Here is a 15098-nt window from a genome sequence, read left to right as displayed (position 1 = left end):
TCAGTGGAGCACCTCGGTGAGGGTGGGCGACGACTGGGTGCCGGTGTCGAACTGGGTGCGGTACAGCTCCTCGTAGCGGCCGCCCAGCGCGAGGAGTTCGCTGTGGGTGCCGCGTTCGACGACGCGTCCAGCCTCGATCACGAGGATCAGGTCGGCGGCGCGGACGGTGGAGAGCCTGTGCGCGATCACCACGGCCGTTCGTCCGGTCAGCGCCTCACCTAGTGCTTCCTGCACTGCCGCCTCCGACGTCGAGTCGAGGTGTGCGGTGGCCTCGTCGAGGATGACGACGCGCGGATGGGCGAGTAGTAGTCGGGCGATGGTCAGTCTTTGTCGCTCACCGCCGGAGAGCCGATAGCCGCGTTCGCCGACCACCGTGTCGAGGCCGTCGGGCAGCGCCGCCACCAGTTCGGTGAGCCTGGCACGTTCCAGCACTTCGTCCAGTTCGGCGGCGGAGGCGCCGGGGCGGGCGAGCAGGAGGTTGGCGCGCACGGTGTCGTGGAAGAGATGCCCGTCCTGCGTCACCATTCCCACGGTGGCGCGGACGGAGTCGGCGGTGAGATCCCGGACGTCGACACCACCGAGTTCGACCGTGCCGGCATCCACGTCGTAGAGCCGCGGGACCAGCTGGGCAATGGTGGACTTTCCGGCCCCCGACGATCCGACCAGTGCGACCATCTGGCCGGGTTCGGCACGGAACGACACTCCATGCAGAACCTCGACACCCTCCCGGGTGTCGAGGGTCGCGACCTCCTCGAGCGACGCCAGCGACACCTTGTCTGCGGCCGGATAGGCGAATTCGACGTTCCGGAACTCCACCGACACCGGGCCGTCGGGCACTACCGTGGCGTCGGGCTTCTCCTGGATCAGCGGCTTCAAATCCAGAACTTCGAAGACACGCTCGAAACTGACGAGCGCGCTCATTACGTCGACGCGGGCACTGGCCAAGGCGGTGAGCGGTGAGTACAACCGGGTGAGCAGCATCGCCATGGCGACGACGGCACCGGCATCGAGTTGACCGCGCAGTGCATAGAACCCGCCGAGTCCGTACACGAGGGCCAGCGCCAGCGCCGACACCAGCGTGAGTGCGGTGACGAACACCGACTGCAGCATCGCCGTCCGGACCCCGATGTTGCGGACCCGTCGTGCCCGCACCGCGAATTCGGCGGACTCTTCCGACGGGCGGCCGAACAGCTTCACGAGGGTGGCGCCCGGTGCCGAGAACCGTTCGGTCATCTGGGTGCTCATCACCGAGTTGTAATTGGCGGCTTCCCGGTTGAGCTGGGCCAGCCGGGCACCCATTCGGCGGGCGGGCAGGACGAAGATCGGCAACAGCAGCAGCGCGAGCAGCGTGATCTGCCAGGAAATTCCGATCATGACGATGAGGGTGATACCGAGCGTCACGAGGTTGGCCGCGACTCCCGAGAGGGTGTCACTGAACGCGCGCTGTGCTCCGATCACGTCGTTGTTGAGGCGGCTCACGAGTGCGCCCGTGCGCGTGCGGGTGAAGAACGCGATGGGCATGCGTTGCACGTGGTCGAAGACCGCGGTCCGTAGATCGAGGATCAGGTTCTCGCCGATACTGGCCGACAACCACCGCGTCCACAGGCCCAGTGCCGCCTCGAGTACGGCGATGATCGCGATGAGTCCTGCCAGGCGGACCACCGCGGACACCGGGTCGCCGTCGATGATCGCCTCCACCACGCGGCCGGCGAGCACCGGTGTGGCCACCGCCAGCGCCGCGGTGATCACGCTGAGCAGTAGGTACCATGCCAGGCTCCGCCGGTGCGGGGCAGCGAATCGGGCTATCCGTCGCAGTGTGGTGCGAGAGAACGGTCGACGATCTTCCTGGGCGTGCATCGCGTTGTACATCGCGTTCCACGCCGTGACTTCCATGCTCATGTCGGCGGCCTCCTGTCGCTACCCACACGGTAGAGCGTGGGTGTGACACGACGGTAGAACCTGAACCGAACTCGAGGTCAAGCGCTGCGCCGATCGCCTACCTCGCGATGTCGACGACCATCCTCGTCGGTCCCGACAGGCTCGAGACCGTGAACGGACGGTCGGGCTGCGTCACGCCGATGAACGATTGGGTGACGCCTTCGAAGACGAGGGCGCCGTTGACCTCGGTCACCGTCCCGCCGGGCTGCCCGGGGAGTGGGTTCGGCCCGGCATAACCTTCCACGTCACTGTCGAAGGGGTACGCGGAGCCGTCGATCAGTACTTGAAGGATCCCGTTGCCCGACATCGGGATCGACTTGCCGCTCCCGTCCTGAACGGCCTCGTCGACGTACTGGACCCGCCAGCCGGGCGTGCCCGTTCCACCGAGTTCGTAGACCACTCGATCGAAACCTTCGTGCTGCCCGATCCGGATGTCGGTGACCGTCAACTTCGCCGAGCCCGACGATTCGGACGATTTCGGCGACGCGTCGGTCGGGATCGGCGCCGCCTCGGATCCGAGTGCGGTGCTCGTGGTCGCCGCGGCAGGTGACGTCGCCGCCACACTGCTGGCGGAGTTCGACTCCGAGCATCCGGTGAGTGTCAGGGCCAGCGCGCAGGCGGCGAACACAGCGGCGGGGCCGATCCGGTGGTTGGTCATGATGCGATTTTAAGCCGAGGGTGATCAGAGACGTGGGAGCCGCCGCCCCGACGCCATCGCGTCGAGATACAGCCAGAGACCGTCGGCACGGACGAATCGGCTGTTCTCGTGGAGTGAGCCGCGCTCGCCGTCGAGCACGAAGTGGGCCCGGAACTCGACCGTGCCGGTGGTGTCGAGGAGTCCGCCGCCGCTCGACCCGAGGATGTCGAGCCGGGTCCACCGCTGCGAGGGGTCGAGGTCCAGATCCGCAGGCCGGGTACGCGGATCCCAGGTGGCCAGGAGATAGTCGGCGTCGAGGACGGCGAAGGCGCTGAAGCGGGACCGCATGAGCCGCTCGGCGGTCGGGGCCGTGGCCTCGCCGCGGTGGAACCGTCCGCAGCAGTCGTCGTAGGGCTCACCGAGCAGGCAGGGGCATCGACCGGTCACGCCTCCAGTATGGAGGCGTTCACACGAGCTTGTGGCTGCGGTCCTTCCAGTACGGTGCGCGCAGTTCACGCTTGAGGATCTTTCCGGTCGGATTTCGTGGCAGCACTTCGGCGACGTCGATGCTGGTCGGGCATTTGAACTTCGCGAGACGCTGATGCGTGTAGTGGATCAGCTCGTCCGGGTCGACCGCGGCGCCCTCGACGGGAACGACTATCGCCTTCACGGTTTCCCCCCAATGCTCGTCGGGCACACCGATCACCGCGACCTCGGCCACTGCTGGGTGTTCGACGAGCACGCGCTCGATCTCGGGCGAGTAGACGTTCTCGCCGCCCGTGATGATCATGTCCTTCAGGCGATCCTCGATGTAGACGAATCCGTCCGCGTCCGCGCGTCCCATGTCTCCGCTGCGAAGCCACCCGTCCGCGGTGATCGCTTCGGCTGTCGCCTCGGGTTTGCCGAGATATCCGGGCGTCCGCTGCTCCGATCGCCACCACAGTTCCCCGGTTTCGCCGGGAGCGACGTCCTTGGTGGTGACCGGGTCCACGATGCGCATCTCCACCCCCGGAATGGGTTGCCCCGCAGAGGCCATTCTCTCGACCTGCGTGTCGTCCCGGTGCACCTCGGGGAGGAGAGCCGTGACGACACCGGCGCATTCGGTCATGCCGTACACCTGGACGAATTCCGTCGCGGGCCACGCAGCCAGCGCGCTACGGAGCAGCGGCAGTGGCATCGGCGCCGCCCCGTACGTGATGCGGCGGAGTGCGCCGAAGGCGGCAACGGCCTGTTCGCCTGCAGCCAGGACGCCGGCGATCACCGGGGGAACGAGAAATGCGATGTTGGCCCCCGCGGCGAGACCGGCGAACAGTGACGGAGCATCGGCCTCCCGCGCGACATGGCATCGAGCGCCGGCGTGGATTCCCATGATCGCGTAGCAACTACCACCGACGTGGAAGAGCGGCATGGCCACCAGGAAACAGTCGTCCTCCCGGGCGGGAAGCACTGCGAGCGCGTCGACGCTGTGGGCGCTCAGATTGCGGTGCGTCAGCTGCACACCCTTCGGCCGACCGGTGGTTCCAGAACTGTAGAGAATCAACGTCGTCGATTCGGCATCCACGGCGGGGGGTCGCCACAGCGGGTGCGCCTCCGCCAGCCACGGCTCGAACTCGTCGTGCTCACCGCCCACGGTGACGATTTGCTCGATACCGGTCAACCGATCGCGCAGCGCCATGACCTGTTGCAGAAACTCGTTCCCGACGAACAGTATTCGGGCACCGCAGTCGTTGATCACGTAGTCGAGTTCCTCGCCGGCGAGCCGCCAGTTGGGAACCGCCGCGGCCGCTCCGAGCAAACCCGCCGCGTAGGTCACCTCCAGACACGACAGGTGGTTCTTGTCGAGGAAGGCGACCGTGTCACCGTGCCGTATGCCACCTTCAGCCAAGGCTCCCGCGATCTGCAGAATGCGGTCGCGCCACCCGGACCACGTGTACTCGCGGCCCTGGAACTGGACGGCGATATTGTTCGGTCGGACCTGCGCCCAGTGCGCGAGCCGGTCGAAGATGATTTCGTTCGCGGCGTCCGACATGCGCCCACCTCTCCTGTGTGACATCAGTCACAAGGTTAGTGGCCGGGGGTCGGCTCAGGACGGTTTTGCCCTCACCCGGCGGAACCGGCCGGCCTGCGTGCGCCGGTGCGGCGAAACGCGGCGCCGGCGACTACGCCGACCACGATGAGGGCGGCGGCCAGCCAGTCCGGGTCGTTGTCGGTGACGAGCATGGCGACGCCCACGCCCACCGCGAACGGCGCCAGGAAATCGAACAGTTTCACGAGAGGCGGTGCCACCTCTTCCGGTTGTCCGGGTTCCCGTGGCGCCCGCGCGCTCGCCACGTCCGGATACCACTCGGTGAAGGACAGCGCGAACAGCAGCGCCCCGATCGGGATGATCCAGCCCGTCCAGAAGTTGTCCGGCTGGTCCAACGCCGCGTCGCCGTACAACCCAGCAACCGCCGACACCGTGAAGGACAGCGCCCACACCAGTGTGATGAGCTGGTTGACCGCGAGGAACAACGGTGAACTCCAATACTCTTCGGGTGTCGTCTCTTTCGCGTACGGCAGGGTGAATGGATTGCGCAGCAGCAGCGAGCCGAACGCGAAAACGACCAGTGCCAGGCTCGACATTTCACCGGACCACTTCTCCAGCCACGTGATCACGCTGTCGGAGGCGAACAGTCCGATAGTGGCGAGGCAGCCGAAGTAGAGGATGTCGAACACTTCGAGGGGTTTGAGGGTTCCGCCGCGGCGATGGCCGAGAAAGAGGAACAGGATCGACAACCCGAGAGCGGTGGCGACCGACTCCTCGAACCGCCCCGGACCCGACAGCAGCGACATCACCACCCACGGCGCCAGTCCGGCGAAGGGCGACTGGAGGAAGGCGTCGACGAATCGCGCGCCTGCTCGGGGCTTCGGGGACTCAGTGGTCATGAGCTTCTCCTTCGCGCGGTGTGTCCGAATTCTCTCAGCCCGTCCCTCACGCTGCTCAGGGTTTCCGCGATGCCGCTCCACGACCGTCGGGCGCGAAAGATCAGGGTGGTCCCCCATGGCGGCCCGCCCCACCTGTCGACAAGATGGTGGAGTGCGCCCCGCGCGCCGGCCCGACCCGTCACCACGGGGTGGGGCCGCCACAGAAGAAGACGAAAGGCGATCATGAGCACGCATGCCCCCGCTGTCGCTGCCCGTGCTGTCGAGCTGTCGAAGACCTACGGCACCGGCGACACCCAGGTCCACGCGCTCAGCGCGGTATCCGCGGAGTTCGCCCGTGGTGAGTTCACCGCGATCATGGGGCCCTCCGGGTCCGGCAAGTCGACGTTGATGCATTGCCTCGCCGGATTGGACTCGGCGAGTTCGGGTTCCGTGCTCATCGGCGACACCGAGCTGACGACGCTGTCGGACAAGGAGATGACGCAGTTGCGTCGGGACCGCATCGGATTCGTCTTCCAAGCGTTCAACCTGGTGCCGACCCTCACTGCCCTCGAAAACATCACGCTTCCGCTCGACATCGCGGGTCGCAGGCCCGACGCGGCTTGGCTCGAGAACGTACTGGACAAACTGGGTTTGCAGGACCGTCTCGAGCATCGCCCCGGCGAGTTGTCGGGCGGACAGCAGCAGCGGGTGGCGTGTGCCAGAGCGCTCGCCGGGCAGCCGGAAATCATTTTCGGCGACGAGCCCACCGGAAACCTCGACTCGAAGTCCTCGGGAGAGGTGCTGTCCATCCTGCGTGCAGCGGTCGACGAGTTCCACCAGACGGTTGTCATCGTCACTCACGATCCGCGTGCGGCGGCGTACGCAGACCGGGTGGTGTTCCTCGCCGACGGAAAGATCGTCGACGAACTGCGTGATCCCACCGCCGATTCGGTACTCGACACGATGAAGCGGCTCGACGAGCCGGCATCGGTGTCCGGTGGCGCCCACGCACTCGCCACGGACGCGGTGGTGTGACGGCATGGCGTCCACGTCTCGTGCTCCCATGCGCAAGGTTTCTCTGCGCAATCTCGCCGCCCACAAGGTGCGGCTCGCTCTGACCGTGCTCTCCGTCGTCCTCGGCACTGCCTTCGTCGCCGGGTCCTTCGTCTTCACCGACACACTCCAGAAGACCTTCGATTCGATCTTCGAGAACACGGCGCAGGGCGTCGACGTCCGGGTGTCGAGCGCCGAGGCGAATTCGCGCGGCATTCCTCTCGGTGACGTGGACACGCTCGTGGCGGTCGACGGAGTCCGCAAGGTAGCGCCTGCGGTCAGTGGGCAGATCGTCCTCATCGACTCCGACGGGGCCGCCGTGCAGACCGGGGGAGCGCCCAGCGTCGGGGAGTCCTACCTACCGCCGGACCAGGCCCTCGGTGAGGCCGACGAGTATCTCGAAGGCACCCCGCCCGCCCAGGTCGGCCAGATCGCGGTCAACGCGAGTGCCGCCGAACGGGCCCGTCTCGCGGTCGGCGACACCACCAAGGTCTTGGTACCTGCCCGCGGCATGGTGGACGTGACGGTGTCCGGTATCTATTCCACGGGCAACGACACCGGTGGCTTCCTCAGCGCCGCATTCGTAGACTCGCAGGCGCGTGAGCTGTTCACCGACGGTGAGCACGTCGAGTACGTCGATGTCGCGGGAACCGGTCTGTCGCAGTCGGATCTGCGGGACAGGATCGCCGCGGCCCTCCCCGACGCCAAGGTGCAGACGGGCGACGAGGTGCGCGAGGAGACCAAGGCCGAGATCTCGGAGGCGCTGAGCTTCGTCAACTACTTCCTGCTGGCCTTCGGTGCGATCGCACTTCTGGTGGGCACATTCATCATCTACAACACTTTCTCGATGATCGTCGCTCAGCGACTGCGTGAGTTGGCTCTGCTTCGTGCGATCGGTGCCAGCCGTCAGCAGGTCGGCCGGTCGGTGGTCTTCGAGGCGCTCGTCGTGGGGGTGATCGGCAGTGCCATCGGAATCGCCGCCGGTATCGGCCTGGCCTACGGTCTGCGTGCACTGCTCAACGCGTTCGACCTCGGTCTCCCCGAGGGACCGCTCCAGGTAGGACCACGGACGATCCTCGTCGCCCTGGTGATCGGTGTCGTCGTCACGACGGTCAGTGCGTACGCACCGGCCCGTCGAGCGGCCAAGGTCCCGCCTGTGGCCGCGATGCGGGAAGAATTCGCCTCCACCGGGGACTCCCTGCGGATCCGGACGATCGTGGGCGCGGTGCTGGGCGCACTCGGTGTGGTGGGACTCGTCGTCGGTTCGCGCGGAACAGGCGGCGGCGCGGCCGCAGTGGTCGGTGTCGGTGCCCTCGGGCTGATCCTGGCCGTGCTGTTCGCCGCGCCGGCACTGTCGCGGCCGGTGGTCGGCGCACTCGGAGCCGTCCTCGCGAAACCCTTCGGGCCGGTGGGCCGGCTCGCGCGTACCAACGCCGTCCGCAATCCCCGGCGCACGGCCGCCACCGCGTTTGCCTTGACGCTGGGACTGATGCTCGTCTCGGTGATCGGCGTGTTCGGTTCTTCCGCCAAGACGGGCGTCAACCAGCTGGTGGACGTGGGGGTGACCGCCGACTACATCCTTACCGGACCCAACCAGATCGGTGTCCCGTCCGGTGCCGCACGTGCCGTACGGAATCTCGACAGCGTCCAGAGTGCCACCGCCCTGCACCCGGTGTCCGTCACGGTCGACGACGAAGCCGAGCAGGGTGCCTCGCTCGAAGGCCCGATCGACGGGGTGCTCGACTATGACCTCGTCGAGGGTGCCGCCGACCTGACGGCCAATCACCTGCTGGTCTCCCGCACGGCGTCCGCGGACAAGGGCTGGACCCTCGGTACGACGGTTCCGATGAAGAGCGCTGACGGCAAGGTCGTCGACGCTGAGGTTGCCGGCGTGTTCGAGGACAACCAGCTGATCGGTGAGTGGGTAGTCTCCGACGAGGTGTACCGGCAGGTGATGCCTGCCGCGACCCTGCCGGCATTCACGGTGCTGATCGACGCGAAGCCGGGAACCGACCTGACGCAACTACGGTCCGACCTCGAATCCGCGACCAAGCAGTTCGTCGTCGTTCAGGTACAGGACCGCGAGCAGTTCAAGGGAACTCAGGGGGCGCAGATCGACACCCTCCTCGCAATCCTCTACGGGTTGCTCGCGCTCGCCGTCGTGATCGCGATCTTGGGAATCATCAACACGCTCGCACTGTCCGTGGTGGAACGACGCCGCGAGATCGGCATGCTCCGCGCCGTCGGGATGCAGCGTGCGCAGATGCGTCGCACTATTTATCTCGAATCGATGCTCATCGCGGTGTTCGGCGCGGCCGTCGGGGTGTTGCTGGGTATCGCCTTCGGGTGGGGCTTCGTCAGCACGCTGAAGGATCAGGGGCTCGAGCAGGTGACGGTGCCGTGGGGGCAGGTGACGGCCATGCTTCTCGGATCCGGCGTGGTCGGTGTTCTCGCGGCGTTGTGGCCTGCGAGCCGGGCGGCACGCACCCGTCCGCTCGAGGCGATCGCCGACCTCTGACCCACGGGGGACGAGCGCCGCGGCGACGGGTTTGGTATGACTTGTGGCACAGATGTGATGGCGCTCATGGTGCCCGTGCCGCAGTGGTCAACCACTCGCCGTCCGGTCCCTGGGCAGATGGGGCAGGTACCGGCAGTGCAAAAGATCGTGATCGTGGGGGCGGGCTTGGCAGGCCTGCGCACAGCGGAGGAACTCCGGCGGGCCGGGTACGAGGGCGACCTGGTTCTGCTCGGGGGGGAGCCACACCTGCCCTACGACCGGCCGCCGCTGTCGAAGGAAGTGGTGCGCGGTGAGAAGAGTGACACCACGCTCAGGCCGCGTGAGTTCTTCGACGAGCAGAACATCGAACTGCGCCTCGGGGTCGAGGCGGCCTCCCTGGACCCCGAATCCCGCATCCTGAGACTCGTGGACGGCTCCGAGGTGAGCTACGACGAACTGGTGATCGCCACCGGCCTCGTGCCGCGCCGCATCCCCGGTCTGCCGGAATTGGCCGGCGTCCACGTTCTTCGGTCCATCGACGAGTGCCTCGCGCTGCGGTCGGACCTGGCCGATGCCCAGCGTGCGCTGATCGTGGGTGCCGGTTTCATCGGCTGCGAACTCGCGGCGAGCATGCGGGCCGGTGGGCTGGAGGTGGTGCTCGTCGAACCGCAACCCACTCCACTCGGGTCGATCCTGGGCGAGAAGATCGGTGGTCTGATCGCGCGCCTGCACGTCGACGAGGGCGTCGATCTCCGTGCGGGGGTGGGTTTGCAGTCGTTGACCGGGACCGATCAGGTCACCGGGGCAGTGCTCGGCGACGGCAGCGAGGTGACCGCCGACGTCGTCGCGATCGGTGTCGGTTCGACCCCGGTCACCGGATGGCTCGAGGGTTCGGGGGTCGAACTGGACAACGGCGTGGTGTGCGACGGTGTCGGCCGGACGGGCGTTCGGCACGTGTGGGCCGTCGGCGACGTGGCCGCGTGGCAGCTGCAGGTGGGTGGCCGCAAGCGCGTCGAGCACTGGAGTAACGCAGGTGAGCAGGCCAAGCTTGTTGCCGGCGCGCTCACCGGAACGGCGGGTGGACGTCCCGCCGCGCACGTTCCGTACTTCTGGAGCGACCAGTACGGCCTCAAGATCCAGGCACTGGGCGCACTGGCCGGTACAGACGAGGTACACGTGGTCAAGGACGACGGACGCAAGTTCCTCGCGTACTACGAGCGTGACGGCATCCTCTCGGGAGTCGTCGGCGCCGGGATGGCAGGTGCCGTGATGAAGATGCGGGCCAAGATTGCAGCCGGTACACCCATCGGTGAGGTCCTCGAGGCCGCGTCGGCGTAAGGCAGCGTGGGAGGACGCGATAGATTCGACCGGTGATTGTTGCGCTCATCGACTCGGGCCTGGGGATGCTGCCCACCGCGTTGTGGTTACGCACGATGCGCCCAGAGTTGGATCTGATCCTCGCGCTCGACCCGGACGGCGCCCCATGGGGCCCCAAACCGGAACGGTGGGTGATCGATCGTGTCCTCGACACCGCGCAGCGCTGCGTCGACCGCGGCGCGGAGGTGATCGTGCTGCCGTGCAACACGGCGAGTGTCACCGCCCTGGAGCACGTGCGGGAACTCGTCGGACCGGGCATCCCCGTGATCGGTACGGTGCCGGCGATCAAGCCCGCGGCCGCCGCCTGTGACTCGGTGGCGATCTGGGCGACAGCGGCAACCACCGCGAGCAAGTACCAGGCCGATCTGATCGAGCGTTTCGGCAACGATGGTTCCGTCGTGAGCATTGCGTGTCACGGGCTCGCCGAGGCCATCGATCGGGGTGAGCGCGAGGCGGCCTCCGCAGCCATCGCCTCGGCCGCAGCACGCACACCCGACGGTGTGGGGGCGGTGGTGCTGGGGTGCACTCATTACCCGCTGGTGGCGGACGAGATCGCGGCCAGTCTGCCCGCGGGAGTGCAGTTGTTCGACAGTGCGGAAGCGGTGGCGGCGCAGACGATTCGCCGCATCGACGCACTCGGTGTACCGGGTGACGGTGAGGAGGCACGAGACGGTCGTTCCGGCACCGTTACGGTCTACCTGAGTGGCAGTCACGGCAGCCTTCCTGAGGCCGCGAGTACGTTCCCGGTCGGTCGGCTGTTCGCAGCGGGCGCGTCTCAGCCCAGCTGAACCATCCCGGCGGCCACCACGCGCGCCACGTTGTCGAGTTCGTCGCCGTATCTGCGTGGCAGGTCGTCGAGGTCGTGAAGACGATCGTTGCCCGCCATGGAAAACATGGCAGCCACCCAGGCCGTCGCGCACGCACGCAGCGTGCCCGGTTGCACCGGGTACGGCGAGCTGGCTTGCAGCAGTCTCTCGGTGATGTCGCTGAGGTAGTCGCGGAACCGCCGCAAGTGGGCGCGGACGTCCGGATGGGTCTCGGCCTCACGCCAGATGATCACTCGCATCACCGACGAGTGGTGGTCGCGCAGATTCAACGCGGCGTCGAGATTTACCAGACTCGCCGCCGGATCGCCAGGACTCACGAGGGGACCGAGATCGCGAAAGGGTTCGGTGGGCAGCCGTTCGGACAGCAAGGCCAGGAGAATGTCGGTCTTGGCCGGGAAATAGTAGAACACCAAGCCCTTCGGGACGCGTGCGGCGGACGCAATCGAGGCGGTGGACGTAGCGTCGAATCCGTGTGTAGCAATGAGGGATTCGGCGGCATCGAGAATCAGTTCCCGGGCATCGCCGTCCACCTTCGCGCTACGCCGGCGCCGTCCTTTGCGGGGTGGGGTAACGCCGGGTATTCCGAGATGAGGTGTGTGCATGGGCCATTTCCGGACGTGAACGGCGGGGCGAAGGCCGTCCTTCGCCCCGCTCGAATCGGTGTTCTCGGTATGCGGCACGGATCAGTGATGTGTGGCAAGTCCTCCGTGTCCGTGCATCCGGGAACTCATCACCGGCATCGCCGTGACGGCCACGACCACCGCGAGCACGCCGACCACCCACGCAGTCCACGACGCTCCCCGGAGTCCATCGAAGTTCATCACCCAGGGGGAGAGGAACAACAGAACACCGAAGATGCCCATCGCGTACTCGGCCATCGTGAAATCCGGACGGAACATGTGGACCAGACCGGACAGCGCCACGAGTGCGCCCAGCACGATCAGGGACCACCGGGCGGCATTGTTCGTGTCGAGCCACAGCGGCGAGAGCGCCGCGAAGACTCCGATCACGATGGCCGCTATATCTTGCATGCGACTCCACGACTTCATGTCCAGCCTCCTCGAAACGGATTGTGTCCACTTCGAGTACACGCCTGATTGACCGGCCGGTCAATATCCGGCTCCGTTGCATTCCAGTAACACCAACCGCTGGTCAGGGCTATTTCGTGACCATTGCCGGGGATGTCGGTGCAGTGTGGGACAGTGCCCTGGTGACCTCCACTTCAGGCGATGTGATCCGGGCTCTCGCGGAGTTGGCAGACGAGAAGGTGGCGGCGGGTTCCGCGCGCTTCTTCAAGACCGGACCAGGGCAGTACGGGGAGGGGGACGTCTTCATCGGGGTGCGGGTGCCGGCTACGCGCGGTGTGGTTCGTCGGCATGGCGATCTCGAACTGTCCGAGGTCGAGATCCTGCTAGACAGCCCGGTACACGAGCATCGCCTGGCCGGCCTGCTGGTCCTGGTGTCACGGTGCACGGCAGCGGCCCGTGCGGGCGACGACGCCATGGTCGAGAAGGTGGCGCGCTTCTACCTCGACCGCGTGCTGCGCGGCCGGGTCAACAATTGGGACCTCGTCGATGCGTCCGCCGACCACATCCTCGGCACGTGGCTCGTGAATACCCCGCGTGACCTCATCTTTCGACTCGCGGCGGACGACGACCTGTGGCGACGGCGCGTGGCGCTGCTCAGCACGTTCGCGTTCATCCGGCGCGCAGACGCGTCGACCACGCTCGAGGTGGCGCAGCAGGTGCTCGGTGATCGGCGGGATCTGACCCAGAAGGCGATGGGCTGGATGCTGCGGGAGGTGGGGAAGCGGGTCGACCGCGCTCTGCTCACCGGGTTCCTCGACCGCAACGCCGCGCACATGGGCCGAACCGCGCTCAGCTACGCCTGCGAGCACCTGACGGCCGAAGAGCGAGCCGCCTACCGCGCGCAGCGCTGACCGTGCTGCACAAATGCCGCTACATTCGGTGGCATGACCCTCGCCGATACCCCTCGTCGCCGCCGTACGGGGTCGGTCCTCGCAGGCATTCTGGCCCTCGCTGTCATCGTGGCAGTCGGTGTGTGGTGGTGGGCGCCGACGCGCTACCTGCCCTGGGACACCGCTGACTTCCCGGCGGTGGACACGTCCGCGTTGTCGTCGCAGCAGGCGAGGATCATCGACGTGCTCGAAACCGAATACCGGGAGCAGCGGCCGGGCACCTTCTACTCCGAGGGAGTCGAAGAACCCTGGTGTGCAGACTTCGTCAGCTGGATCATGCGGGAGGCCGGACGGCCACTGTCGAACCCCAATTCCGGTCATTGGCGAATTCCCGGGGTGTATACGCTGCAGGAATACTACGAATCGCAGTCCCGGTTCGAGGAGATCGGTAACGGGTACCGGCCGTCGGTCGGCGACGTGGTGCTCTATGACAACACCAGCTGGATCGGCCAGCACACCAACTTCGTCGTGGCGGTGGACGGCGACACCGCGACGACGGTGGGTGGCAACGAGTTCGGTCGTGTGCGCGTGCACACCGTCGACTGGTCTGCCGACTCCGCGGTGGTCGGGTTCGGACGGCTGGACTGAGGGTCGCGGCCCACGGATTGTCAGAATTCGATCTTCAGGCGGTCCGTGACGGGCCGGGCCTGGCAGCCGAGGATGTATCCGCTCTCGATGTCTTCCGGGTCGAGAATCTCGCTGTTCTCCATCTCGACCTCACCCTCGAGCACCGTGCAGGCGCACGATCCGCACTCGCCCTCCTGGCAGGAGTACGGCACGTCGATGCCTTTGGCGAGCATGATCTCCACCAGCGTCTGCTTGCGGGGCCAGCTGAGGTTGTGGACCTCCCCGTCGAGTTCCACCTCCACCGTCGCGGCGTCGGCCGCTTCGTCGTCGGTGACCTCGACCACGTCGGCGTCCCGGAAGGGATCACCGGCGAGTGAGTTGAACACCTCGGCGTGCACCTGGCTGCGCGGCATCCCGGCGTCGGCGAGTGCTTTGTGGATGGTGTCCATGAACGGAGTAGGTCCGCACATGAACGCCTCGTGCCCGACGTAGGGTGCAATCGCGGAGGCGAGCTGATCGACGCAGGGTAGACCTTGGACGGTCTCGAGCCAGTGGATCGAGACCAGGCGGCTCGGGTACCGGCCGGCGAGGTCTCGCAGTTCCTCGGCGAAGATGACCGACTTCTCGTCCCGGTTGGCGTAGAAGAGCACGACCTTGCCAGAACCCTCGGTGAGGGCGGCTTTGAGGATCGAGATCACCGGCGTAATGCCGCTGCCTGCGGCGAGCAACAGGAAATCGTGGTCGAGGGACTTCGGGGTGAACACACCCGACGGCGGCAGTACTTCGAGGGTGTCGCCCACGGCGACGTGGTCGCAGAGCCAATTGGATCCGTACCCGTCGGAGGTGCGCTTGACTGTCACCTTGGGGGCGTCGTCGCTGAACGGGGAGCTGGCCAGCGAATAGCACCGGGCCACCGAGCCGGTCCGGTCACTGGGTATGCGCAGCGTGAGGAACTGCCCGGGTTTGTAGGCGAACTTGGCCGCGAGATCGGCAGGGATTTCGAAGACCAGCGACCGGGAGTCGGAGGTTTCCTCGACCACTTCGGACACCGTGAGCACCGCTGATCGTGAGCTGTGCGGCACCTCGACAGTCGTCATCGCGTGTGTAGTCCTCTCCATGATTCGCAGCGTCGGAACGCCCCACATCTGCCTCAAATATAGAACAGGTTCTAGTTTTTGCCTAGCGGGTGGACTCCGCGTGAAGTGGACAGCTTATCGAGCGCGGCCCCTCCGGCTCGGCCCGGCCGCACCTGTCCGTTCGGGCAGTTTGTGTGCCGCGGTCGGACGGTTCCGCCCTTCAGGCCTGTAACCGGAGCCTGAA

At 66.6% G+C, this 15098-nt stretch carries 14 protein-coding genes; 6 read left to right on the top strand and 8 right to left on the bottom strand.

The window, feature by feature from the left end; all coding sequences use genetic code 11:
* The 5 genes from NOF53_RS11415 to NOF53_RS11395 form a co-directional block, all read right to left on the bottom strand.
* Nucleotides 1-1899 carry an ABC transporter ATP-binding protein gene (locus NOF53_RS11415; protein ID WP_255968271.1) on the bottom strand — a complete coding sequence of 633 codons (1899 nt, stop codon included), beginning with the start codon at nt 1897-1899 and terminating at the stop codon, nt 1-3.
* Nucleotides 1900-1996: 97 nt separating this feature from the next.
* Nucleotides 1997-2596: an AMIN-like domain-containing (lipo)protein gene (locus NOF53_RS11410; RefSeq protein WP_255968269.1), complete on the bottom strand. Its 600-nt coding sequence runs from the start codon at nt 2594-2596 to the stop codon at nt 1997-1999.
* 24 nt (nt 2597-2620) lie between these two features.
* Nucleotides 2621-3022 carry a YchJ family protein gene (locus NOF53_RS11405; RefSeq protein ID WP_255968267.1) on the bottom strand — a complete coding sequence of 134 codons (402 nt, stop codon included), beginning with the start codon at nt 3020-3022 and terminating at the stop codon, nt 2621-2623.
* Between the two features lie 19 nt (nt 3023-3041).
* A complete protein-coding gene (locus NOF53_RS11400; RefSeq protein WP_255968265.1) occupies nt 3042-4604 on the bottom strand; it encodes a long-chain-fatty-acid--CoA ligase in 1563 nt (520 codons plus the stop codon).
* Nucleotides 4605-4675: 71 nt separating this feature from the next.
* Complete coding sequence (locus tag NOF53_RS11395; protein ID WP_255968263.1) at nt 4676-5500, bottom strand: DUF3159 domain-containing protein; 825 nt, start codon at nt 5498-5500, stop codon at nt 4676-4678.
* A gap of 222 nt (nt 5501-5722) precedes the next feature.
* Between NOF53_RS11395 and NOF53_RS11390 the strand changes: the two genes are divergently transcribed.
* The 4 genes from NOF53_RS11390 (at nt 5723) to NOF53_RS11375 (ending at nt 11194) form a co-directional block, all read left to right on the top strand.
* Complete coding sequence (locus NOF53_RS11390; RefSeq protein ID WP_255968261.1) at nt 5723-6514, top strand: ABC transporter ATP-binding protein; 792 nt, start codon at nt 5723-5725, stop codon at nt 6512-6514.
* Between the two features lie 4 nt (nt 6515-6518).
* On the top strand, nt 6519-9050 hold the full coding sequence (locus tag NOF53_RS11385) for an ABC transporter permease (protein ID WP_255968259.1): 2532 nt from the start codon (nt 6519-6521) through the stop codon (nt 9048-9050).
* Between the two features lie 135 nt (nt 9051-9185).
* Entirely contained in the window at nt 9186-10367 is a 1182-nt protein-coding gene (locus NOF53_RS11380; RefSeq protein WP_255968257.1) for an NAD(P)/FAD-dependent oxidoreductase, read from the top strand.
* A gap of 32 nt (nt 10368-10399) precedes the next feature.
* Nucleotides 10400-11194, top strand: a complete 795-nt coding sequence (locus NOF53_RS11375) for a glutamate racemase (RefSeq protein WP_255968255.1) — start codon at nt 10400-10402, stop codon at nt 11192-11194.
* Here NOF53_RS11375 and NOF53_RS11370 read toward each other — a convergent pair.
* Entirely contained in the window at nt 11182-11835 is a 654-nt protein-coding gene (locus NOF53_RS11370) for a TetR/AcrR family transcriptional regulator (RefSeq protein ID WP_255968253.1), read from the bottom strand. The two genes, NOF53_RS11375 and NOF53_RS11370, sit on opposite strands and share 13 nt — an antisense overlap.
* A gap of 81 nt (nt 11836-11916) precedes the next feature.
* On the bottom strand, nt 11917-12282 hold the full coding sequence (locus NOF53_RS11365) for an SPW repeat domain-containing protein (protein ID WP_255968251.1): 366 nt from the start codon (nt 12280-12282) through the stop codon (nt 11917-11919).
* Nucleotides 12283-12443: 161 nt separating this feature from the next.
* On the opposite strand from NOF53_RS11365, the gene NOF53_RS11360 reads away from it, so the two are divergent.
* The gene (locus NOF53_RS11360) at nt 12444-13172 is read left to right on the top strand and encodes a DNA alkylation repair protein (protein ID WP_374212601.1); all 729 of its coding nucleotides are present in this window, start codon (nt 12444-12446) and stop codon (nt 13170-13172) included.
* A gap of 33 nt (nt 13173-13205) precedes the next feature.
* Nucleotides 13206-13799 (top strand): CHAP domain-containing protein, encoded by a 594-nt coding sequence (locus NOF53_RS11355; protein ID WP_255968249.1) that lies wholly within the window; start codon nt 13206-13208, stop codon nt 13797-13799.
* A 20-nt stretch (nt 13800-13819) separates the two neighbouring features.
* Here the strand turns inward: NOF53_RS11355 and NOF53_RS11350 are convergent, their stop codons facing one another.
* Entirely contained in the window at nt 13820-14875 is a 1056-nt protein-coding gene (locus NOF53_RS11350; RefSeq protein ID WP_255968247.1) for a ferredoxin--NADP reductase, read from the bottom strand.
* Between the last annotated feature and the right edge of the window lie 223 nt (nt 14876-15098).

Source organism: Rhodococcus tibetensis (assembly GCF_024438035.1).
Classification (GTDB): Bacteria; Actinomycetota; Actinomycetes; order Mycobacteriales; family Mycobacteriaceae; genus Rhodococcus_F; species Rhodococcus_F tibetensis.
The sequence above is the reverse complement of the archived record's forward strand: the minus strand, read 5'-3'. Positions and strand labels throughout refer to the sequence as shown.

Excerpts from the sequence above, each read along its gene's own strand:
- NOF53_RS11355 (WP_255968249.1), top strand. The coding sequence starts at position 13,206 with ATGACCCTCGCCGATACCCCTCGTCGCCGCCGTACGGGGTCGGTCCTC.
- NOF53_RS11390 (WP_255968261.1), top strand. The coding sequence starts at position 5,723 with ATGAGCACGCATGCCCCCGCTGTCGCTGCCCGTGCTGTCGAGCTGTCG.
- NOF53_RS11400 (WP_255968265.1), bottom strand. The coding sequence starts at position 4,604 with ATGTCGGACGCCGCGAACGAAATCATCTTCGACCGGCTCGCGCACTGG.
- NOF53_RS11410 (WP_255968269.1), bottom strand. The coding sequence starts at position 2,596 with ATGACCAACCACCGGATCGGCCCCGCCGCTGTGTTCGCCGCCTGCGCG.
- NOF53_RS11350 (WP_255968247.1), bottom strand. The coding sequence starts at position 14,875 with ATGACGACTGTCGAGGTGCCGCACAGCTCACGATCAGCGGTGCTCACG.
- NOF53_RS11370 (WP_255968253.1), bottom strand. The coding sequence starts at position 11,835 with ATGCACACACCTCATCTCGGAATACCCGGCGTTACCCCACCCCGCAAA.
- NOF53_RS11365 (WP_255968251.1), bottom strand. The coding sequence starts at position 12,282 with ATGAAGTCGTGGAGTCGCATGCAAGATATAGCGGCCATCGTGATCGGA.
- NOF53_RS11395 (WP_255968263.1), bottom strand. The coding sequence starts at position 5,500 with ATGACCACTGAGTCCCCGAAGCCCCGAGCAGGCGCGCGATTCGTCGAC.
- NOF53_RS11415 (WP_255968271.1), bottom strand. The coding sequence starts at position 1,899 with ATGAGCATGGAAGTCACGGCGTGGAACGCGATGTACAACGCGATGCAC.
- NOF53_RS11385 (WP_255968259.1), top strand. The coding sequence starts at position 6,519 with ATGGCGTCCACGTCTCGTGCTCCCATGCGCAAGGTTTCTCTGCGCAAT.